The sequence below is a fragment of the Pseudomonas nicosulfuronedens genome, assembly GCF_005877905.1.
Classification (GTDB): Bacteria; Pseudomonadota; Gammaproteobacteria; order Pseudomonadales; family Pseudomonadaceae; genus Pseudomonas; species Pseudomonas nicosulfuronedens.
On sequence record NZ_SWDV01000001.1, the window covers coordinates 373,505 to 393,742 of the forward strand.

General features: G+C 66.4%; 19 protein-coding genes. 10 read left to right on the forward strand and 9 right to left on the reverse strand.

Annotated features, from left to right (window positions below):
• The first annotated feature begins 119 nt into the window (after positions 1 to 119).
• The 3 genes from betC to FAS41_RS01875 are packed head-to-tail and all read left to right on the forward strand — an operon-like array spanning position 120 to position 4,176.
• The gene (gene betC, locus FAS41_RS01865) at positions 120 to 1,634 is read left to right on the forward strand and encodes a choline-sulfatase (protein WP_138519997.1); all 1,515 of its coding nucleotides are present in this window, start codon (positions 120 to 122) and stop codon (positions 1,632 to 1,634) included.
• Positions 1,635 to 1,667: 33 nt separating this feature from the next.
• Positions 1,668 to 2,609, forward strand: coding sequence for a choline ABC transporter substrate-binding protein (gene choX, locus FAS41_RS01870; protein WP_138519998.1), 942 nt, complete (start codon positions 1,668 to 1,670; stop codon positions 2,607 to 2,609).
• 7 nt (positions 2,610 to 2,616) lie between these two features.
• Positions 2,617 to 4,176, forward strand: coding sequence for a SulP family inorganic anion transporter (locus FAS41_RS01875; RefSeq protein WP_138519999.1), 1,560 nt, complete (start codon positions 2,617 to 2,619; stop codon positions 4,174 to 4,176).
• 120 nt (positions 4,177 to 4,296) lie between these two features.
• On the opposite strand, the gene aroE is transcribed toward FAS41_RS01875, so the two are convergent.
• Positions 4,297 to 5,118: a shikimate dehydrogenase gene (gene aroE, locus FAS41_RS01885; RefSeq protein WP_138520000.1), complete on the reverse strand. Its 822-nt coding sequence runs from the start codon at positions 5,116 to 5,118 to the stop codon at positions 4,297 to 4,299.
• A 126-nt stretch (positions 5,119 to 5,244) separates the two neighbouring features.
• A complete protein-coding gene (gene hemF / locus FAS41_RS01890) occupies positions 5,245 to 6,159 on the reverse strand; it encodes an oxygen-dependent coproporphyrinogen oxidase (protein WP_138520001.1) in 915 nt (304 codons plus the stop codon).
• Positions 6,160 to 6,341: 182 nt separating this feature from the next.
• On the opposite strand from hemF, the gene FAS41_RS01895 reads away from it, so the two are divergent.
• Positions 6,342 to 7,319: an NADPH:quinone reductase gene (locus tag FAS41_RS01895; protein ID WP_138520002.1), complete on the forward strand. Its 978-nt coding sequence runs from the start codon at positions 6,342 to 6,344 to the stop codon at positions 7,317 to 7,319.
• Between the two features lie 83 nt (positions 7,320 to 7,402).
• Here FAS41_RS01895 and tsaC read toward each other — a convergent pair whose 3' ends face one another.
• The 3 genes from tsaC to FAS41_RS01910 form a co-directional block, all read right to left on the reverse strand.
• Positions 7,403 to 7,960: an L-threonylcarbamoyladenylate synthase type 1 TsaC gene (tsaC, locus tag FAS41_RS01900; protein ID WP_138520003.1), complete on the reverse strand. Its 558-nt coding sequence runs from the start codon at positions 7,958 to 7,960 to the stop codon at positions 7,403 to 7,405.
• Positions 7,961 to 8,001: 41 nt separating this feature from the next.
• Positions 8,002 to 9,102, reverse strand: coding sequence for a DNA-processing protein DprA (dprA, locus tag FAS41_RS01905; RefSeq protein WP_138520004.1), 1,101 nt, complete (start codon positions 9,100 to 9,102; stop codon positions 8,002 to 8,004).
• A 131-nt stretch (positions 9,103 to 9,233) separates the two neighbouring features.
• The gene (locus FAS41_RS01910) at positions 9,234 to 10,259 is read right to left on the reverse strand and encodes a LysM peptidoglycan-binding domain-containing protein (protein ID WP_138520005.1); all 1,026 of its coding nucleotides are present in this window, start codon (positions 10,257 to 10,259) and stop codon (positions 9,234 to 9,236) included.
• Between the two features lie 138 nt (positions 10,260 to 10,397).
• On the opposite strand from FAS41_RS01910, the gene def reads away from it, so the two are divergent.
• From def to FAS41_RS01940, 6 genes are all read left to right on the forward strand, one after another.
• Entirely contained in the window at positions 10,398 to 10,904 is a 507-nt protein-coding gene (def, locus tag FAS41_RS01915; RefSeq protein ID WP_138520006.1) for a peptide deformylase, read from the forward strand.
• Positions 10,905 to 10,958: 54 nt separating this feature from the next.
• A complete protein-coding gene (gene fmt, locus FAS41_RS01920) occupies positions 10,959 to 11,918 on the forward strand; it encodes a methionyl-tRNA formyltransferase (RefSeq protein WP_138520007.1) in 960 nt (319 codons plus the stop codon).
• The gene (gene rsmB / locus FAS41_RS01925) at positions 11,915 to 13,225 is read left to right on the forward strand and encodes a 16S rRNA (cytosine(967)-C(5))-methyltransferase RsmB (RefSeq protein ID WP_138520008.1); all 1,311 of its coding nucleotides are present in this window, start codon (positions 11,915 to 11,917) and stop codon (positions 13,223 to 13,225) included. Before fmt ends, rsmB begins: the two co-directional genes overlap by 4 nt.
• Before the next feature lie 45 nt (positions 13,226 to 13,270).
• A complete protein-coding gene (gene trkA, locus FAS41_RS01930) occupies positions 13,271 to 14,644 on the forward strand; it encodes a Trk system potassium transporter TrkA (protein ID WP_017518880.1) in 1,374 nt (457 codons plus the stop codon).
• 127 nt (positions 14,645 to 14,771) lie between these two features.
• On the forward strand, positions 14,772 to 16,223 hold the full coding sequence (locus FAS41_RS01935; RefSeq protein WP_138520009.1) for a TrkH family potassium uptake protein: 1,452 nt from the start codon (positions 14,772 to 14,774) through the stop codon (positions 16,221 to 16,223).
• A 47-nt stretch (positions 16,224 to 16,270) separates the two neighbouring features.
• Positions 16,271 to 16,588 carry a tetratricopeptide repeat protein gene (locus FAS41_RS01940; RefSeq protein ID WP_138520010.1) on the forward strand — a complete coding sequence of 106 codons (318 nt, stop codon included), beginning with the start codon at positions 16,271 to 16,273 and terminating at the stop codon, positions 16,586 to 16,588.
• A gap of 50 nt (positions 16,589 to 16,638) precedes the next feature.
• Here FAS41_RS01940 and FAS41_RS01945 read toward each other — a convergent pair whose 3' ends face one another.
• The 4 genes from FAS41_RS01945 to FAS41_RS01960 form a co-directional block, all read right to left on the reverse strand.
• Entirely contained in the window at positions 16,639 to 17,289 is a 651-nt protein-coding gene (locus FAS41_RS01945; RefSeq protein WP_138520011.1) for a 7-cyano-7-deazaguanine/7-aminomethyl-7-deazaguanine transporter, read from the reverse strand.
• A 168-nt stretch (positions 17,290 to 17,457) separates the two neighbouring features.
• Entirely contained in the window at positions 17,458 to 17,724 is a 267-nt protein-coding gene (locus FAS41_RS01950) for a PilZ domain-containing protein (RefSeq protein WP_138520012.1), read from the reverse strand.
• Between the two features lie 58 nt (positions 17,725 to 17,782).
• Positions 17,783 to 19,096, reverse strand: coding sequence for an Nramp family divalent metal transporter (locus FAS41_RS01955; RefSeq protein WP_138520013.1), 1,314 nt, complete (start codon positions 19,094 to 19,096; stop codon positions 17,783 to 17,785).
• 97 nt (positions 19,097 to 19,193) lie between these two features.
• Positions 19,194 to 20,081, reverse strand: a complete 888-nt coding sequence (locus tag FAS41_RS01960) for a lysophospholipid acyltransferase (protein ID WP_088420863.1) — start codon at positions 20,079 to 20,081, stop codon at positions 19,194 to 19,196.
• Between the last annotated feature and the right edge of the window lie 157 nt (positions 20,082 to 20,238).

Here is a 20,238-nt window from a genome sequence, read left to right on the forward strand (position 1 = left end):
CGCATAAGCAGGTGTTATCCGAAGCATGCGGCGCCATGCGCTTTACCCCCTATCCAGTAGCCAACAGACTCATACCGCACAGCATCCCATAACAGCGCCAACAGGATAAGCCCAACGCCATGAAGCGCCAGCGCCCGAACATCCTCTTCATCATGGCCGACCAGATGGCCGCGCCGCTCCTGCCCTTCTACGACGCCCAGTCGCCGATCAAGCTGCCCAACCTCTCGCGCCTCGCCGGCGAGGGCGTGGTGTTCGACTCGGCCTACTGCAACAGCCCGCTCTGCGCGCCCTCGCGCTTCACCCTGGTGAGCGGCCAGCTGCCGACCAGGATCGGCGCCTGGGACAACGCCGCCGACTTCGCCGCCGACATCCCCACCTACGCGCACTACCTGCGGCGCCTGGGCTACCGCACCGCGCTGTCGGGCAAGATGCACTTCTGCGGCCCGGACCAGTTGCACGGCTACGAGGAACGCCTGACCAGCGACATCTACCCCGCCGACTACGGCTGGGCGGTGAACTGGGACGAGCCGGACGTGCGCCCGAGCTGGTACCACAACATGTCTTCGGTGCTGCAGGCCGGCCCGTGCGTGCGCACCAACCAGCTCGATTTCGACGAGGAAGTGGTGTTCAAGGCGCGCCAGTACCTCTATGACCACGTCCGCGAGCACCCCGAGCAGCCGTTCTGCCTCACCGTCTCCATGACCCACCCGCACGATCCCTACACCATCCCGCGCGAGTACTGGGACCTGTACCGCGACGAGGACATCCCGCTGCCTTCGGTACAGATCGCCCAGAACGAGCAGGACCCGCACTCGCAGCGACTTCTGAAGGTGATCGATCTGTGGGGCCAGGAAATGCCCGAGGAGAAAATCCGCGCCGCGCGCCGCGCCTACTTCGGCGCCTGCAGCTATGTCGACGCGCAGATCGGCGCGCTGCTGCGCACCCTGGAAGATTGCGGCCTGAGTGAAGACACGCTGATCGTGTTCTCCGGCGACCACGGCGACATGCTGGGCGAGCGCGGCCTCTGGTACAAGATGCACTGGTTCGAGATGGCCGCCCGCGTCCCGCTGCTGGTGCACGCACCCAGGCGTTTCGCCCCGCATCGAGTCAGCCAATCGGTGTCCACCGTGGACCTGCTGCCAACCCTCGTCGAACTGGCCGGCGGACAGGTCGAACCCGGCATCAACCTCGATGGCCGCTCGCTGCTGCCGCACCTGCAAGGCGTGGGCGGCCACGACGAGGTGATCGGCGAATACACCGCCGAAGGCACCGTCAGCCCGCTGATGATGATCCGCCGCGGCGACTTCAAATTCGTCTATTCCGAGCAGGACCCTTGCCTGCTGTTCGACGTGAAGCACGACCCGCGCGAGCTGGAGAACCTCATGGGCTCGCCCGCCCACGCCAACCTGGTACGCGACCTGCTGGGCGAAGCCCGCGCGCGCTGGGATATCTCCGCCATCACCAGACAGGTCCTCGCCAGCCAGCGCCGCCGCCGGCTGGTGGCCGACGCACTGACCCACGGCACGCTGAAAAGCTGGGACCACCAACCCATGGTCGACGCCAGCCAGCAGTACATGCGCAACCACATCGACCTTGACGATCTGGAGCGCCGCGCCCGCTATCCGCAACCGTGACAACAACCACAACAAGCCGAAGGGGAAGGGAGCATGACCCAGCTATTCACCGTACGACACGCATCGACGTTGTTGCTGGCCGGCGCACTCGCGCTGGGCGGCCCGCTGGCCAGGGCCGAGGATGAAGCCTGCGGTACGGTGAAGCTGGCCGATCCGGGCTGGACCGACATCGCGGTCACCAACGGCATCGCCGCCTTCCTCCTCGAAGGCCTGGGCTACCAGGTGAAGATCGACACCCTGTCGGTGCCCATCACCTACGGCGGCCTGCGCGACGGCCAGGTGGACGCCTTCCTCGGCAACTGGATGCCGGCGCAACAGGGCTTCTACGACCAGTTCATCGCCAGCAAGCAGGTCACCCAGCTGGCGAAGAACCTCCAGGGCACCGAGTTCACCCTGGCCGTTCCGACCTATGTCTGGAACGCCGGCGTGAAGACATTCGCCGACCTGGACCCGCACGCCGAGCAGTTCAACAGGAAGGTCTACGGCATCGGCTCCGGCGCGCCGGCCAACCAGTCGATCCAGAAGATGATCAGCGGCGACGAATTCGGCCTGGGCGACTGGAAGCTGGTGGAGTCCAGCGAACAGGCGATGCTCGCCGAAGTGGGTCGCGCGGTGAAGCGCCAGCGCTGGGTGGTATTCCTCGGCTGGACGCCGCACCCGATGAACGTCAAATACGACATGAAATACCTCACCGGTGGCGAGAAGTACTTCGGCAGCACCGGCAGCGTCTTCACCGTGACCCGCAACGGCTACGCCGAGCAATGCCCGAACAGCGGCAAGCTGCTGGCCAACCTGTCCTTCGACCTGAAGATGGAGAACGCCATCATGGCCGAGGTGCTGGAGAAGAATGTGAAGAACCCCGACGCGGTGAAAGCCTGGATCAAGGCCAACCCACAGAGCCTCGACACCTGGCTGCAGGGCGTGAAGACCCGCGACGGCGGCGACGCGCTGGCGGCCGTGAAGGCGAAGCTGTAGGCCATCGATGGAGCGTCTGATCCGCCTGCTGCCGTTCCTCGCCTGGCTGCCCCAGGTCAGCGGTCGCGACCTGCGCCGTGATCTGGGCGTCGGCCTCTCCGGCGCGGTGCTGGCATTGCCGCAGTCCATGGCCTACGCACTGATCGCCGGGTTGCCGGCGGAGTACGGGCTCTACGCGGCGATACTGCCGGTGCTGATTGCCTGCCTGTGGGGTTCGTCGAAGCACATGGTCGGCGGGCCGACGGCGGCGATCTCGGTGGTGCTGTTCACCGCCATCGCCCCGCTGGCACCACCGGGCAGCACTCAGTTCATCCAGTACGCGCTGCTGCTGACTTTCCTCGCCGGGCTGTTCCAGTGGCTGCTGGGCCTGCTGCGCTTCGGCGTGCTGGTGAACTTCGTTTCGCACTCGGTGCTGCTCGGCTTCACCTGCGGCGCCGCGCTGGTGATCGTGATCGGCCAGTTGCCGTACCTGCTCGGCATCGCCGCAGGAGGGCAGGGCACGGCACTGAGCAGCGCTGCCGCGCTCTGGTGGAAGCTGCCGCAGTTTCATGTGCCGTCACTGCTGGTAGGACTGTTCAGCCTGGTGCTGAGCCTGGTCGTGAAGCGGCTGTGGCGGCGCGGACCGGCGTTGCTGGTCGGCCTGATCGGCGCCAGCGCACTGGTCTGGGCGATGCCGGCCACATTCGCCGGAGTCGCCAAGGTGGCTGCGTTCCGCAGCGCGCTACCGCCACTGAGTCTGCTGAGGTTCGATCTGTCCGCCATTGCCCAGTTGCTCCCTGCCGCCGTGGCCTGCGGCATGCTCGGGCTGGTCACCAGCCTGTCGATTGCCCGCGCGCTGGCCGCGCGCTCGCACCAGCCGCTGGACGCGAACCAGGAGGTACGCGCGCAGGGGTTGTCCAACCTGATCGGGCCGTGGCTGTCCGGCACGCTGTCCGCTGGCTCCTTCACCCGCTCCGGGTTGAACCAGGATGCTGGCGCACGCACGCCGCTGGCCGGGGTGTTCTCCGCGCTGTGGGTGGCGCTGCTGGCCGTGGCCGGCGCCAGCCTGATCACCCACATCCCGCTGCCGGCCATGGCCGCCGGCATCCTGCTGATCTGCTGGAACCTGGTCGATCGCCCGTCCTTGCGCGCGCTATGGAAAGGCAGCCGCGCGGAATCCCTGGTGATGCTGCTGACCCTCGCCGCCACCTTGCTGCTGCCGCTGCAGAACGCCATCTACGCCGGCGTGCTGGCTTCGCTGTTCTTCTACCTCAAGCGCACCTCGCAACCGCGCGTGCAGCAATGGGCGCGCGAGGACGAGGAAGTCCTGCGCATCGAAGGCTCGATCTTCTTCGGCGCCTGCGACTACCTGCAGAAACTGATGCAGCACAGTCGGGGCGAACGCCTGGTACTGGACGCACACCACGTGAACTTCATCGACTTCGCCGGCGCGCAGATGCTGCAGCAGGAAGCCCACCGCCTGGCCAGCGAAGGGCGTTGCCTGGTGCTGCGCAATGCGCGGCCGCGAGTGAAGGCGGAGCTGGTGAAGCAGATGGGGCAGGGCGGCGTGTTGCAGGTCGAGGAATAGAACCGGGGGCAGTTGTAGGAGCGAGCTTGCTCGCGAACAGAGTTTCCAGGCTGCTCCGCTGCTGGGCGCTGGTTCGCGAGCAAGCTCGCTCCTACAGGAAGCCGGTCCGTACCGCGGGTGTCAGCCCTTGAGCTGACGACGCAACTCCTCGAGGACCGGTGCCGAATCCGGCCGCACACCGCGCCACAGCAAGAAGGCTTCCGCCGCCTGCTCCACCAGCATGCCCAGCCCGTCGATGCAGCGCGCCGCGCCATGCTCGGCGGCCCAGCGGTTGAAGGCCGTCACGTCCTTGCCGTACATCATGTCGTAGCAGACGGTATGCCCCGGTTTGATCAGCGCGGGATCGATGGGCGGCAGCTCGCCGGCCAGGGAAGCCGAGGTGCCGTTGACGATCAGGTCGAACGGCTCGTCGCGCAGGTCAAACCCGCCGCCACGCACATCGCCTAGATCCTTGAACTCCCCGGCCAGTTGCTCGGCCTTCGACGCCGTGCGGTTGGCAATGACGATGCAGGCCGGCTGCTGGCCGAGGAAGGGTTCGAGGATGCCGCGCACGGCACCGCCCGCGCCCAGCACCAGGATGCGCGCACCGCGCAGGACGACGCCATGGTTCACCCTGAGGTCTCGGGTCAGCCCGGCGCCGTCGGTGTTGTCGCCCAGCAGTCCGCCGCCTTCGAGCTTCTTCAGGGTATTTACCGCGCCAGCCCGACGCGCACGTTCGCTCAGCTCGGTGGCCAGTCGGTAGGCGTCTTCCTTGAACGGTACGGTAACGTTGCCGCCCAGGCCCTCGACAAAGAATTCGCGGGCGTTCCCGGCGAAATCATCCAGCGGTGCCAGCCTCGCGTCATAACTCAACGCCTGGCCGGTCTGCTCGGCGAACAGGCGGTGGATCTGCGGCGACTTGCTGTGGCCGATGGGATTGCCGAAGACGCAGTAGCGGTCCATGGGAAGTCCTGGAGATTTTCTGGTCGTGGAAGATTCGAGGGGGAGGTGATGGGTATCGCTGCGCTCCACGCCATCCTACGCATACCGATCAGCCCCGTAGGATGGATGGACCCTAGGCGATACCCATCAGGCGCCAGCCAGCCAGTCCCGGTCGGTGAGGAAGTACTCGGTCAGGCGTGCTTCCTCGCTGCCCGGCTCGGGTTTCCAGTCGTAACCCCAGCGCACCTGCGGCGGCAGCGACATGAGGATCGACTCGGTGCGCCCGCCCGACTGCAGGCCGAACAGGGTGCCGCGGTCGTAGACCAGGTTGAACTCGACGTAGCGGCCACGGCGGAAAGCCTGGAACTCGCGCTGCTGCTCGGTATAAGGAGTGTCCTTGCGCTTGCGCACGATGGGCAGGTAGGCGTCGATGTAGGCATCGCCGATGGCGCGCAGGAAGGCGAAGCTGGTGTCGAAGTCCCACTGGTTCAGGTCGTCGAAGAACAGGCCGCCGACACCGCGTGGCTCGTTGCGATGCTTGATGTGGAAGTAGCGGTCGCACCACTCCTTGTAGCGCGGGTAGACGTCCTCGCCGAAGGGCGCGCAGGCATCGCGGGCGACCTGGTGCCAGAGCACGCAGTCTTCTTCGTGGGCGTAGTAGGGCGTCAGGTCGAAGCCGCCACCGAACCACCACACAGCCTCTTCACCTTCCTTCTCGGCGATGAAGAAGCGCACATTGGCGTGGGAGGTCGGCACGTGGGGGTTGGTCGGGTGGATCACCAGCGACACGCCCAGCGCCTGGAAGCCACGACCTGCCAGTTCCGGGCGGTGCGCGCTGGCGCTCGGCGGCAAGCCGGCACCGAAGACGTGGGAGAAGTTCACACCGCCCTTCTCGATCAGCGCGCCGTCACCGATCACCCGCGTCCGACCACCGCCGCCCGCCGGACGCTGCCAGGCGTCCTCGACGAAACGGGCACTGCCGTCCTCGGCTTCGAGTGCGGCGCAGATGCGGTCTTGCAGGTCGAGCAGGTAGGCCTTCACGGCCTCGATGCGGTCGGTCACGAGAATCACCTTGGAGCGGGAAAGCCACGCGTGGCGCGGGCCGGAGCGGGGTTCAGGGTCGAAAACGGGCGCCAGCATACCATCGTCGCTGGCAAAGCTGGTCTTGACGCCCGTCCGACGTCCGGCTTGGATGAAAGTCTTTTCCCCGGCGAGGCAGGGCCTCGCGCCATCAGGAGAGCGACATGGCCAAGCGTGTTCAATTCGCCAAGACCGGCGGCCCGGAAGTCCTCGAGATAGTCGACTACACCCCGGCCGAGCCCGGCCCGAACGAGGTGCGGGTGCGCAACCGCGCCATCGGCCTGAACTTCATCGACACCTACTACCGCAGCGGCCTGTACCCCGCGCCGAGCATGCCGTCCGGTGTCGGCACCGAGGGCGCAGGCGAGGTGGAAGCGGTGGGCAGCGCGGTGATCAACGTGAAGGTCGGCGACCGCGTCGGCTACGCCACTGGCCCACTGGGCGCGTACAGCGAGCAGCATGTGCTGCCGGCGGCCAGCGTGGTGAAGCTGCCGGATGCGATCACCTTCGAGCAGGCCGCCGCCGTCATGCTCAAGGGCCTGACCGTGCAGTATCTGCTGCGCCAGACCTACAACGTGCAGCCGGGCCAGACCATTCTCTGGCACGCGGCCGCCGGCGGTGTCGGGCTGATCGCCTGCCAGTGGGCGAAGGCCATCGGCGCACACCTCATCGGCACCGTGAGTTCGACTGCCAAGGCGGAGCTCGCGAAAGCCCACGGCGCCTGGGCAACCATCGACTACAGCCACGAGAACGTGGTGGAACGCGTACTGGCGCTGACCGACGGCAAGAAGTGCCCGGTGGTCTATGACTCGGTAGGCAAGGACACCTGGCTGACCTCGCTGGACTGCACCGCGCAGCGCGGTCTGGTGGTGAGCTTCGGCAACGCCTCCGGCCCGGTGGAAGGGGTGAACCTGGGCATCCTCTCGCAGAAGGGTTCGCTCTATGTCACCCGCCCGACGCTGTTCGGTTACGCCAGCACGCCGGAGCGCCTGCAGGCCATGGCCGACGACCTGTTCGGCATGATCACCAGCGGCAAGGTGAAGGTGGAGATCAACCAGCGCTTCGCCCTGGCGGAAGCGGCCAAGGCGCAGACCGAGCTGGCGGCGCGGCGTACCACCGGGTCGACCATCCTGCTGCCCTGATCTGAAGAGCGTTCGCGAGCAAGCTCGCTCCTACAAGAGCGGAAGCAACCTGTAGGAGCGAGGAGGACGCCCGGCTCTCCAGCCTATGACGGGCGAACCGTCTCGCCAGTGCGCAGGTCACGAATAAGGCTCGGATTACGGCGCCCGCCCAGGGCGCCACCGAGCACGCCATCCAGTTCGCCACGGAAGTACTGCTCGACGCGCAGGCGACTGCGCGCAGCGGGGCGGCCGGCAGGGTTGGCGGAGGTCGAGATCAGCGGGCCGGTGAAGCGGCACAGCTCGCGCACCAGCGGATGGTCGGTGACGCGCAGGGCGACGGTATCGTGCTCGCCGGTCACCCACTCTGGCAGGCGGCCCTGATGCGGTACCAACCAGGTGTTCGGGCCCGGCCAACTGGCGGCAAGTTTCTCCTGCCAGGCTTCGGGCAGGTCCTCCAGGAGAAAGTCGAACTGGCGGATGTCGCCGGCCACCACGATCATGCCCTTTTCCACCGGGCGCGCCTTGATCGCCAGCAGGCGGTACACGGCATCGGCGCTCCACGGGTCGCAGCCCAGGCCCCAGACGGCTTCGGTCGGGTAAGCGATCACACCGCCATCGCGCACGACCTGGGCCATGCGCTGGGTACGCCAGTTGCTGTACATCATGAATTCCTCAGGTCTGCGATGCGCGGCAGTTTACGTGCTCAGGGGGCGCGATGCACCCAGACGCCGGCCTCGCAGGCCACCCGCCCGTCCAGCTCCAGCTCGGTGAGCTCCACCAGCACCTGCGGTAGTTCCAGACCGCTACGCAAGGCCAGATGCTCACTGCTTTGCGGCGCGGCGCGCAGCAGATCGACCAGAGGGTGCGGCGGCAACGCTGGCGCGACCTCAACCGTCGGAACGCCTTGCGTCCATCCCTGCAGCCCTTCGAGGATGTGCTCGACCGTCTCCACCAGCATCGCTCCCTGGCGGATCAGCTCGTGGCATCCACGCGCGCCGGGGTGGTGGATGGAGCCGGGAATTGCATAGACCTCGCGGCCCTGCTCGGCAGCCAGTCGCGCGGTGATCAGCGACCCGCTGGACGGGCTGGCTTCCACCACCAGCGTGCCCAGGGAGAGGCCGCTGATGATCCGGTTGCGCCGTGGGAAGTTCGAAGCCTGGGGCGCGCAGTTCAGCGGCAGCTCCGAGATCACCGCTCCGCCCTGCTCGACGATGCGTTTCGCCAGCCCGAGGTGACGACGCGGATAGAGATGCTCCAGGCCTGTGCCCAGTACGGCAACGGTCTTGCCATCGGCCTCCAGTGCCCCTTCATGGGCCGCGCCGTCGATGCCCAGCGCCAGCCCGCTGGTGATCACGAAGCCACCGCCGGCCAAGCTGCGGGCGAAGGCCCGTGCGGTATCCAACCCCGGTTTGCTGGCCCGGCGACTGCCGACCATCGCCAGCTGCGGCCGCTCCAGCAGGCGAGGATCGCCGGCCAGGAACAGAAGCGGCGGCGCATCATCCAGTTCGGCGAGCAGGGCGGGGTAAGCTGGCGCGTCCCACATGACCAGATGATGCTCGGGCGCCTCCAGCCAGTGCAGCGCCTTGGCCGCCTGCTCGCGGATGGCGGCATCGCGGCGTGGTTCCGCGCAAACGGCGGGCAATCCCAGGGAGCGCCAGGCCGCCGCCGGCGCGCTCAAGGCGGCGGAAGCCGAGCCGAAGGCCCCCAGCAAACGGCGAAAGCGCCGGGGCCCCAGTTCGGGCAATCCATGCAGGCGCAGCCGCGCTTCGAGTTCGGACGGAGAAAGGGTCGGATCGAGGGGCATGGCGCAGTCCTTGGCGTGGGGAAGACGCCCGGACTATGCCGCGCCGGGTGGCGCCCCCGCTGTCGGACCCTTCCGGATCGCGCCCACAAAAAACCCCGCCGAAGCGGGGTTTTCTTCAACTCATGCGTCGATCAGGGGTTCAGGACGCGATCGTTGACTTCCAGCGAACGGGTGGCGCTCAGCACCAGGCCGTAGCTCAGACGGTTGTAGGTGCGGAAGATCATCACCAGGCCAGAGCGCTCGTCCGGGATCTTCACCATCTCTTCGGTAACGCGGTCGCGCACGGTTTCGCCCAGCTTGTAGATCGCCAGCACGTTGCCTTCGGCCAGGCCATCGCGAGTACCCTTGTCGATGGTCACCACGTCGTACTTGCCGATCTGGGTCACGCCACGCGGCACGTCGATGATGATGCCCTTGATCGGAGTGCTCGGTTCGCTGGGCATGAAGGTCGAGGTGATCGCACGTTCCTCGGTGGGGAACAGGCGGTCGCCCGGACGGACTTCCTGGGTCGTGCGGGTCAGGTTCAGGGTAGCGATATCGCCTTCCTTCGCCGTGACATTGCTGCTGCCGACGTCCATGGCGTCGATGCCCAGGACTTCGTTGGTTTCCGGGTCGCGGTAGACCTTCGCCTGGCGGAAGATGCCGTAGCTGCCCTCTTCGGACAGTGCGTTGCCACGAGCGTAGGCACGGTCGCCGGCGCCGCTGATCACGCTTTCCTGGTCGCCCGCGACCACATAGGGGGCGTTGGAGAAGTCGGCGTCACTGTCGACGATACGGTTGGACAGCAGGAAGGCGTTGATCTTGTCCAGCGGGATGGTCGGGATCGCCTCGGCGATCGGGGTGCTGCGCACCCGCGGCGACAGCTTGATGGTCCCGCGCGATTCGCCGCGGTTGAGCATCAGGCGTGGCTGGCCGTCGATATAGGTAAGGCTCAGCACGTCACCCGGGTAGATCAGGTGCGGGTTCTGAATCTGCGGATTCACCTGCCAGATTTCCGGCCACTTCCACGGCTTGCTGAGGAACTTGCCGGAGATGTCCCAGAGGGTGTCGCCCTTCACTACGGTGTAGCGATCCGGATGGCCTTCCTTGAGCTGCACGGCAGCCTGCGCCACCCCGCCTGCGGCGAGCAGCAGCAGGGCGAGTAGTGTTTTCCTCATGCGGTGAATCCCTTTATTATGTGTACACATGAAACGCCTGGAAGCCGCCCCTACCGCGCTTTCCAGCCGTTTTTCGATGCTGCTCAGCATATTAGCAGCCGATTTTGACTTTATTCCACAAGTGCATCACAAACGTATATGGCCATTCTGAACATTCTCGAATTCCCCGATCCGCGCCTGCGGACCATCGCCAAGCCGGTCACGGTCTTCGATGACGCCCTGCGTACGCTGATCGACGACATGTTCGAGACCATGTACGAGGCGCCGGGCATCGGTCTTGCGGCGACGCAGATCAACGTGCACAAGCGCGTCGTGGTGATGGACCTGTCCGAGGACAAGTCCGAACCCCGGGTCTACATCAACCCGGAGTTCGAATTCCTCACCGAGGAAATGGACCAGTACCAGGAAGGCTGCCTGTCGGTACCCGGCTTCTACGAAAATGTAGACCGTCCGCAGAAAGTGCGGATCAAGGCCCAGGACCGCGATGGCAATCCGTTCGAGGAAGTGGCCGAGGGCCTGCTCGCCGTGTGCATCCAGCACGAGTGCGATCACCTCAACGGCAAGCTGTTCGTCGACTACCTGTCCAACCTCAAGCGCGACCGCATCCGCAAGAAGCTGGAAAAGCAGCACCGGCAACAGGCGTGACCCCATCCCCCAAAGGCTTGCCCCGGCAAGCCTTTTGTTTTTTGTGAGCCCGATATGAGCCAAGCACTGCGCATCGTCTTCGCCGGCACCCCGGAATTCGCCGCCGAACACCTCAAGGCCCTGCTGGATACGCCGCACGAGATCGTCGCCGTCTACACCCAGCCGGACCGCCCGGCGGGCCGTGGCCAGAAGCTGATGCCCAGCCCGGTCAAACAGCTCGCCGTGGAGAACGGCCTGCCGGTGCTGCAGCCGCCGACCCTGCGCGACGCTGACGCCCAGGCCGAGCTGGCCGCGCTCAAGCCGGACCTGATGGTGGTGGTCGCCTACGGCCTGATCCTGCCGCAGCTGGTGCTGGATATCCCGCGCCTGGGCTGCATCAACAGCCACGCCTCGCTGCTGCCGCGCTGGCGCGGCGCCGCGCCGATCCAGCGCGCGGTGGAGACGGGCGATGCCGAAAGCGGCGTCACCGTGATGCAGATGGAAGCGGGCCTGGACACCGGGCCGATGCTGCTCAAGGTCAGCACAGCGATTACCGCTGACGACACCGGCGGCAGCCTCCACGACCGTTTGGCTGAGCTCGGCCCGAAAGCCGTCGTCGAAGCCATCTCCGGCCTCGCCGTGGGCACGCTCAAAGGCGAGGTGCAGGATGACGCCCTGGCCACCTACGCGCACAAGCTGAACAAGGAAGAGGCGCGCATCGACTGGACCCACCCGGCCGACGAACTGGAGCGCCGCATCCGCGCCTTCACGCCCTGGCCGGTGTGCCATACCACCCTCGGCGAAGCCGCGCTGAAAGTGCTCGGCGCCAAGCCGGCAGAGGGCAAGGGCGAGCCGGGCAAGATCCTCGGTGCCAGCCGCGACGGCCTGCTGGTCGCCTGCGGTGAGGGCGCGCTGCTGCTGACCCGCCTGCAACTGCCCGGCGGCAAGCCGCTGGCCTTCGCCGACCTGTTCAACAGCCGCCGCGAGCAGTTCGCACCTGGACAGGTGCTGGGACAACAAGGGCAGGGCGCATGAGTACCAATCCTCGCCTGGCGGCCGCCCGAGCGCTGGCCGCAGTCCTCGCCGGCCGCGCCTCGCTGGGCAGCTCGCTGCCGACCCAGCTGGAGAACGTCGAGCCGCGTGACCGTGGCCTGGTGCAGGAGCTGGCCTTTGGCGCCGCCCGCTGGCAACCGCGTCTGTCCACCCTCGCCGCTCGCCTGCTGCAGAAGCCGTTCAAGGCCGGCGACCGTGACGTCGAGGCGCTACTGCTGGTCGGCCTCTACCAGCTGCTCTACACCCGTATTCCCCCGCACGCGGCCATCGGCGAGACCGTCGGCTGCGCGGACAAGCTGAAGAAGCCCTGGGCCAAGGGCCTGCTCAACGCCGTGCTGCGCCGCGCCCAGCGCGAGAGCGAAACCCTGCTGGCCGAGGTCGACAAGGACCCGGCCGCGCGCCTGGCACACCCGCGCTGGCTGCAGAAGGCCCTGAAGAAGTCCTGGCCGGAGCAGTTCGAGGCCATTTGCGCCGCCAACAACGCCCACCCGCCGATGACCCTGCGGGTGAACCGCCGCCACGGCAGCCGCGATGCCTATCTGGAAGAGCTGAACCGCGTCGGCTTCGAAGCGACCGCCTGCGAGTTCAGCCGCGATGGCATCAACCTCGTGCAGCCATGCGATGTACGCGAGCTGCCTGGCTTCGCCGAAGGCCGCGTCAGCGTGCAGGACGAAGCTGCGCAGCTGGCCGCCGACCTGCTGGAACTGGCGCCGAACCAGCGCGTGCTGGACGCCTGCTGCGCCCCCGGCGGCAAGACCTGCCACCTGATGGAAGCCGAGCCCGCGCTGGCCGGCGTGGTCGCCGTGGACCTGGAAGAAAGCCGCCTGGTGCGCGTACGCGAAAACCTCGCGCGCCTGCAACTCGACGCCCAGCTGTTCGCCGCCGATGCCCGCGACACCGCGGCCTGGTGGGACGGCAAACCCTTCCAGCGCATCCTGCTGGACGCGCCGTGCTCCGCCACGGGCGTGATCCGTCGTCACCCGGACATCAAGCTGACCCGCACCGCCGAGGACATCGAGGCGCTGGCAAAGCTGCAAGGCGAGCTGCTCGACGCGCTGTGGGCGACCCTCGAGGTCGGCGGCGTGATGGTCTATGCGACGTGCTCGGTGATGCCGCAGGAGAACAGCGAGCAGATCGCCGCGTTCCTCGGTCGCACTCCCGGCGCCCGCGAGCTGGACCTGCCCGGTCCCTGGGGCCTCAAGCAGCCTCACGGCCGCCAGCTGTTGCCGCAGCAAGGCGGGCATGACGGTTTCTACTATGCCAAGCTGATCAAGATTTCGGCGAAGTAACAGCCGCCGACTCCCAACGGATCGAAACGGAAAGCACCCTGCTCCATGAAGATCATCATCCTCGGTGCCGGCCAGGTCGGCGGCACTCTGGCCGAGCACCTGGCCAGCGAAGCCAACGACATCACCGTGGTCGACACCGACGGCGAACGCCTGCGCGACCTCAACGACCGCCTGGACATCCGTACCGTCCACGGCAAGGCCTCGTTCCCCACCGTGCTGCGCCAGGCCGGCGCCGACGACGCCGACATGCTGGTGGCGGTGACCAACAGCGACGAGGTGAACATGGTGGCCTGCCAGGTCGCCTACACCCTGTTCAATACCCCAACGCGGATCGCCCGCGTCCGCGAGGCGGCGTACCTGACCCGCGCGGGGCTGTTCGACAACGAGGCGATCCCGGTCGATGTGCTGATCAGCCCCGAGCAGGTGGTGACCAACTACATCAAGCGCCTGGTGGAGTATCCCGGCGCCCTGCAGGTGATCGACTTCGCCGAAGGCAAGGCCCAGCTGGTGGGCATCCGCGCCTACTACGGCGGCCCGCTGGTGGGGCAGGAACTGCGCCAGCTGCGCGAGCACATGCCCAACGCCGATACCCGCGTGGCGGCGATCTACCGGCGCAACCGGCCGATCATTCCCCAGGGCGACACGGTGATCGAGGCCGACGACGAGGTGTTCTTCATCGCCGCCAAGGCCCACATCCGCGCGGTGATGGGCGAGATGCGCCGGCTGGAGGACAGCTACAAGCGGATCATCATCGCCGGCGGCGGCAACATCGGCGAGCGCCTGGCCGAGGCCATCGAGAGCCGCTACCAGGTGAAGATCATCGAGATGAACCCGGCGCGCTGCCGACACCTCTCCGACAGCCTGGACAGCTCCATCGTGCTGCAGGGCAGCGCCTCGGACCGCGACCTGCTGCTGGAAGAGAACATCGGCGACACCGACCTGTTCCTCGCCCTGACCAACGACGACGAGGCCAACATCATGTCCTCGCTGCTGGCCAAGCGCCTGGGCGCGCGCAAGGTGATGACGCTGATCAACAACCCCGCCTACGTCGACCTGGTGCAGGGCGGTGAGATCGACATCGCCATCAGCCCCCAGCTGGCCACCATCGGCACGTTGCTCACCCACGTACGCCGGGGCGACATCGAGAGCGTGCACTCCCTGCGCCGCGGCGCCGCCGAGGCCATCGAGGTGGTCGCCCACGGCGACGCCAAGTCGAGCAAGGTGATCGGCCGCAAGATCAACGAAGTGCAGCTGCCGCCGGGCACCACCATCGGCGCGGTGATCCGCGACGACGACGTGCTGATCGCCCACGGCGAGACGAAGATCGAATCTGGCGACCACGTGATCCTCTTCGTGGTGGACAAGAAGCGCATCCGCGACGTCGAGCGACTGTTCCAGGCCGGCCTGACCTTCTTCTGATCGACGGGCGGGCCGCCATTTAGCGGCCCGCCAGATCAATCCCAGACGGATTCAGACAGGTCCTACTGCGCCACTTCACGTCTCTTGTCACCCTGCGCGGCCTGTTCCTGCTAGCCAGCCTCCGGTCATGCGCTACTCCTCCATCGGTCGAATCCTCGGCGTGCTGCTGATGCTGTTCAGCGCCACGCACCTGCCGCCCCTGCTCGTGGACCTTCATTACGCCGAACGCTCCTGGCAGCCCTTCGCACTGTCGTTTCTGGTCACACTGCTGACCGGCTTCGCCATCTGGTGGCCGTGCCGGCGACACAAGCAGGACCTGCGCATCCGCGACGGCTACCTGGTGACGGCGCTGTTCTGGATCGTGCTGGGTTCCTTCGGCGCCTTGCCGTTCGCGCTATCGGACGCGCCGCACATGGGCGTGGTCGATGCGCTGTTCGAGTCTTTCTCCGGACTCAGCACCACCGGCGCCACCGTGCTCACCGGCCTGGATTCGCTGCCCCACGCCATCCTCTACTACCGCCAGCAGCTGCAATGGCTGGGCGGCATGGGCATCGTGGTGCTGGCAGTGGCAGTGATGCCGATGCTCGGCATCGGCGGCATGCAGCTGTATCGCGCGGAAATGCCCGGCCCGCTGAAGGAGCACAAGCTCTCGCCGCGCATCGCCGATACCGCCAAGACGCTCTGGTTCCTCTACTGCGGCCTGACCCTGGCCTGCGCGCTGGCCTACTGGGCGGCCGGCATGAAGCTGTTCGACGCCGTAGGACACAGTTTCTCCACCATCGCCATCGGCGGCTTTTCCACCCATGACGCCAGCATCGGCTACTTCGGCAGCCCGCTGATCGAGCTGATCTGCATGACCTTCCTGGTGATTTCCGGGATCAACTTCAGCCTGCACTTCCTCGCCTGGCGCCAACGCAGCCTGCGGCACTACCTGAAGGACACCGAGTGCCGGGCCTACCTCGGTATCCTGCTGGTGCTGTTCCTGATCACCGCGGCGACGCTGATCCTCAAGCACCACTACGACTCGCCGCTGCAGTCGATCCGCTACGCCGCGTTCATGGTGATCTCGGTGGCGACCACCACCGGCTTCGGCCTCGCCGACTTCAGCAGCTGGCCGACCCTGTTGCCCTACCTGCTCCTGTACAGCACCTTCATCGGCGCCTGCGCCGGCTCCACCGGAGGCGGCATGAAAGTGATGCGCATGCTGCTGGTCTACCGCCAGGGCATGCGCGAATTCCTCCGCCTGCTGCACCCGAACGGGGTGTTCCTGGTGAAACTCGGGCGGCGCACGGTACCCGACCGTGTGGTGGAGTCGGTGTGGGCGTTCTTCTCGATCTACCTGCTGACCTTCGTCAGCCTGATGCTGGTGCTGCTGGCGCTGGGCGTGGATCAGCTCACCGCGTTCTCCACGCTCGCCTCCTGCCTGAACAACCTGGGCCCGGCGCTGGGCGAAGCCGCCGTGCACTATGGCAGCCTGCCAGCCAGCGCCAAACTGGTGCTGAGCCTGGCGATGGTGCTCGGGCGGCTGGAGGTGTTCTCCTTGCTGATCCTGCTCACGCCCGCCTTCTGGCGCACTTGAGGCACTGATCTTGAGGCAGAATGGCGGCCTGCTGACGGAGGCTCGCCATGATCGACTCGCTGGAAAAGATGCTCGCCAAGGGCGTGGACAATTCGCTGCTGCGCTTCGGCCTGGGCAAGGGCTACCTGGACGCCGGTGATGCCGCCAGGGCCAGCGAACACCTGCGCCGCTGCGTGGAGCAGGACCCCAAGTATTCTGCTGCCTGGAAGCTGCTGGGCAAAGCGCTGCAGGCCCAGGGCGACCTGGACGGCGCGCGCACCGCCTGGACCGACGGCCTCGCCGCCGCACAAGCCCACGGCGACAAGCAGGCGGAGAAGGAAATGACGGTGTTCCTGCGCAAGCTGGACAAGACAAAGGGCGCCTAGGCGCCCTTTGTCATGCTCGGCCGTTCAGTGCCGATGCCTCTCTTGCGGCCTCAGGCCACCGAGGGTTGCCGGCGCAGGTTGCGGGTGATGGCGCTCAGCAGCATGCCGTAGAGCGGCACGAACAGCATCAGCATCACCGCCAGCTTCACGCCGTAGTCGACCCAGGCGATCTCCACCCAGTGCTCCGCCATGAAGGGGTTGTCGCTGTGCCAGAAGGCGATGGAGAAGAAGGTGAAAGTGTCCAGCAGGTTGCCGAACAGGGTCGAAACCACCGGGGCGATCCACCACTGGCGCATGCGGCGCAGGCGATCGAAGACCTGGATGTCGAGGATCTGGCCGAATACGTAGGCCAGGAAGCTGGCCAGGGAAATCCGCGCGACGAAGGTGTTGAATTCGCCCAGGGAGGCGAAGCCTCGGAAGGCACCTTCCTGGAAGATCACCGAGATCACGTAGGAAGCCAGCAGCGCCGGAACCATCACCCGCGCGATGACCAGCCGTGCCGGGCGCTTGCCGAGCAGGCGGACAGTAAGGTCGGTGGCCAGGAAGATGAACGGGAAGCTGAATGCGCCCCAGGTGGTATGCCAGCCAAAGAGGGTCATTGGCAGCTGCACCAGATAGTTGCTGGCAATGATGATCAGGATGTGGAACGCGACCAGACCGGCGAGTGCGCCGCGCCTTGCCGCCGGAAGGGATGCCGACATGCTTTGGGCCTTTTTCGTCGATGGGGTGAGGGAACCCATGCCCGGCACCATGCCGAGCGGCGCGCATTGTATACGATCCGGACCTGGAAGTCAGGTTTTTCTGGACGTTTTTTGTTCAGCGGCGACCGGCGCCTGCCACCACGAACAGCCCCATGCGGAGGACAGACGTCAGGCGTTGCCGACGAAGCGGAAACCCGCGCCCTCGGCGTCGGTACGCATCACTTCCATCTCCAGGATGGGTGCATCGAAGGGCATGTCCTGCACCTGGCCGGTGACCCGCGTACCGGCAGGCAAGGCGGCGAGCACTTCGTGGCGAACGTAGACGCCGCCGTCGGACAGATCACGGGTATGGCCGAACACATCACCGAAGCTGGGATGGCTGATCTTAATCCGGCACTTCATCGGGGTACGCGGGTACTGCCTTTGGTTCGACATGAAATGGCATCCGTCCTGAATGTCAGCGCACTAATGGGCCTCAAACCCGAGGGTCAGGTCAAGCCAGCAGTTGCACGAGCAGCCAGAGATTGGCCGCGCTGATGACGCAGAACAAGCCCCAGGCCAGGAGGCGGGTGAGCAGGGAGTTGGCGAACTCGCCCATCAGCGCGCGATCGCTGGTGAAGCGGATCAAAGGCCAGAGCGCGAAGGGCAATTGCAGGCTGAGCACCACCTGGCTCATCACCAGCAGCTTGCCCACGGCCTTGTCGCCGAGCATCACCACGCCGATCAGTGCCGGGATCAACGCCAGGGCACGGGTGATCAGGCGTCGCTGCCAGCAGGGGATCTTCATTTGCAGGAAGCCGTCCATGATCACCTGCCCGGCGATGGTACCGGTGAAGGTGGAGCTCTGCCCGGAGGCGAGCAGGGCGACGCCGAAGAGGATCGCCGCCAGGCCGGTGCCCACCAGCGGTTCGAGCAGGCGGTAGGCGTCCTGGATTTCGGTGACGCCGGTGTGGCCGGTCTCGTGGAAGGCCGCGGCGGCGAGGATCAGGATCGCCGCGTTGACCAGCAGCGCCAGGCTCAGCGACACCACGGTGTCGATACGCGTCAGGCGGATCGCCGCAGCTTTGCCGTTGCTGCCGCTGACCTGCCGCGTCTGCACGATGGACGAGTGCAGGTAGAGGTTGTGCGGCATCACCGTGGCACCGAGGATGCCAATCGCCAGGTACAGCGGCTCGCGCTGGGTCACCGCGTCCCAGCTGGGCAAGAAGCCGGCGGCGACGTCGGGCCAGTAGGGTTTGATGAGGATCAGCTCGACCAGGTAGCAGCCGCTGATGGTCACGATCAGGCCGAGCATGATCGCTTCCAGGTGGCGGAAGCGCTGGCCCTTGAGGCCGAGCACGATGAGTGTGTCGAAGGCGGTGAGGATGACGCCGGTGACCAGGTCGACGCCCAGCAGGAGGTGGAAGGCCAGGGCGCAGCCGAGCACTTCGGCGAGGTCCGTGGCGACGATCGACAGCTCCGCCAGCAGCCACTGCAGACGCGCCGTGCCGAGGCTGTAGCGGCTGCGCGAGAGCTGTGCCAGGTCCTGGCCGGTGACGATCCCCAGGCGCATTGCCAGGCACTGCAGGACCATCCCGGCAAGACTTGAGAGCAGTACCACGAACAGCAGCTGGTAGCCGAATCCCGAGCCGGCTTCGATGGCGGTGGCCCAGTTGCCCGGGTCCATGTAGCCGATGGAGACCAGCAGGCCGGGGCCGGCGAACTGGAGGATGCGTTTCCACAACGGCGCGCCGGCCGCGACCTGGATGCTGCCTTTGACTTCCGAGGGACAGAACGGCGCAGTAGCGGTGGTCGGCAGGCCGAGCATGTGGGTGATTCCGGAGAGCGAGGGAGATTCAGCCTGACGCCCCTGGCATCAACAATCCAGGGGCGCCGTATCTATCGCGTCGATTGAGCGGGGCGGATCAGTACCAACGAGCCTCGCCTTCGGGACGCTTCTTGAAGCGCTTCATGGTCCACATGTACTGGCTGGGGTAGGCACGCACGTACTTGGCCAGCTCGCGGCTGAGTGCGGCTACCGACACTTCCATGTCCTTGTCGTACATGTCCGCCGGCGCGGCTTCGAGGATCACCTTGTAGCCACTGCCATCGGGCAGGCGCACGGCATGGAAGAACACGCCACGGGCCTTGCCGCGCGACAGCAGCGAGGGCACGAACTTGCTGGTCAGCGCGGTGGTGCCCAGGTAGGGCACGAACAGGCCCGAGCCCAGGTCCGGTTCCGGGTCGCAGGGGATGCCGACGCAGCCGCCGTTCTTCACTTCCTTGATCACGCTCTTGATGCCTTCGGGCGTCGAGGGTGCGACACGGTTGCCCAGCTGCACGCGCTGCTTCTTCAGCAGGTCATCCACCGCTTTCAGCTTCGGCGGGCGGTAGAAAATGATCGGCTTGGCGTAGGAGCAGTAGAAGTGGTTGAGCACTTCCCAGTTGCCCAGGTGACTGGTGATGCCGACCAGGCCGTCGCCGGAGGCCAGCGCTTCTTCCAGCACCTCCATGCCTTCGACTTCACGGATGTACTGCAGCGACTTCTGCGGTGACCACATCCAGGCGCAGGCGCTCTCGGTCAGTGTACGGCCGATGTCCATCAGGCTCTGGCCGACGAGTTTCTCCAACTCGGCTTCGGACAGCTCGGGGAAGCAGTGCGACAGGTTGATCCGCACGATCTCGCGAGAGCGGTTGGGCAGCTTCCACATCAACCAGCCGATACCGGCGCCCAAAGCGCCCACCGCACGCCACGGCAGCATGGCGAACAAGCGCAGGAAGCCCACCACCAGTGCGCCCTTGAATTTCTCCACGGAAAACTCCTTCAAGCAGATGGCGGCCATTGTAGCCGCTCGCGCCGATATTTCGGACGCCATCGAGGCTCCACACAATCTCCACCCAGCGAGCACATTGCGCCCACGGCGCGCGCGCAACCTGCGGCCATTCGATCCACTGGCCCGGAGGCCCGCG

Excerpts from the sequence above, each read along its gene's own strand:
- betC (WP_138519997.1), top strand. The coding sequence starts at position 120 with ATGAAGCGCCAGCGCCCGAACATCCTCTTCATCATGGCCGACCAGATG.
- choX (WP_138519998.1), top strand. The coding sequence starts at position 1,668 with ATGACCCAGCTATTCACCGTACGACACGCATCGACGTTGTTGCTGGCC.
- FAS41_RS01875 (WP_138519999.1), top strand. The coding sequence starts at position 2,617 with ATGGAGCGTCTGATCCGCCTGCTGCCGTTCCTCGCCTGGCTGCCCCAG.
- aroE (WP_138520000.1), bottom strand. The coding sequence starts at position 5,118 with ATGGACCGCTACTGCGTCTTCGGCAATCCCATCGGCCACAGCAAGTCG.
- FAS41_RS01895 (WP_138520002.1), top strand. The coding sequence starts at position 6,342 with ATGGCCAAGCGTGTTCAATTCGCCAAGACCGGCGGCCCGGAAGTCCTC.
- tsaC (WP_138520003.1), bottom strand. The coding sequence starts at position 7,960 with ATGTACAGCAACTGGCGTACCCAGCGCATGGCCCAGGTCGTGCGCGAT.
- dprA (WP_138520004.1), bottom strand. The coding sequence starts at position 9,102 with ATGCCCCTCGATCCGACCCTTTCTCCGTCCGAACTCGAAGCGCGGCTG.
- FAS41_RS01910 (WP_138520005.1), bottom strand. The coding sequence starts at position 10,259 with ATGAGGAAAACACTACTCGCCCTGCTGCTGCTCGCCGCAGGCGGGGTG.
- def (WP_138520006.1), top strand. The coding sequence starts at position 10,398 with ATGGCCATTCTGAACATTCTCGAATTCCCCGATCCGCGCCTGCGGACC.
- fmt (WP_138520007.1), top strand. The coding sequence starts at position 10,959 with ATGAGCCAAGCACTGCGCATCGTCTTCGCCGGCACCCCGGAATTCGCC.
- rsmB (WP_138520008.1), top strand. The coding sequence starts at position 11,915 with ATGAGTACCAATCCTCGCCTGGCGGCCGCCCGAGCGCTGGCCGCAGTC.
- trkA (WP_017518880.1), top strand. The coding sequence starts at position 13,271 with ATGAAGATCATCATCCTCGGTGCCGGCCAGGTCGGCGGCACTCTGGCC.
- FAS41_RS01935 (WP_138520009.1), top strand. The coding sequence starts at position 14,772 with ATGCGCTACTCCTCCATCGGTCGAATCCTCGGCGTGCTGCTGATGCTG.
- FAS41_RS01940 (WP_138520010.1), top strand. The coding sequence starts at position 16,271 with ATGATCGACTCGCTGGAAAAGATGCTCGCCAAGGGCGTGGACAATTCG.
- FAS41_RS01945 (WP_138520011.1), bottom strand. The coding sequence starts at position 17,289 with ATGTCGGCATCCCTTCCGGCGGCAAGGCGCGGCGCACTCGCCGGTCTG.
- FAS41_RS01950 (WP_138520012.1), bottom strand. The coding sequence starts at position 17,724 with ATGTCGAACCAAAGGCAGTACCCGCGTACCCCGATGAAGTGCCGGATT.
- FAS41_RS01955 (WP_138520013.1), bottom strand. The coding sequence starts at position 19,096 with ATGCTCGGCCTGCCGACCACCGCTACTGCGCCGTTCTGTCCCTCGGAA.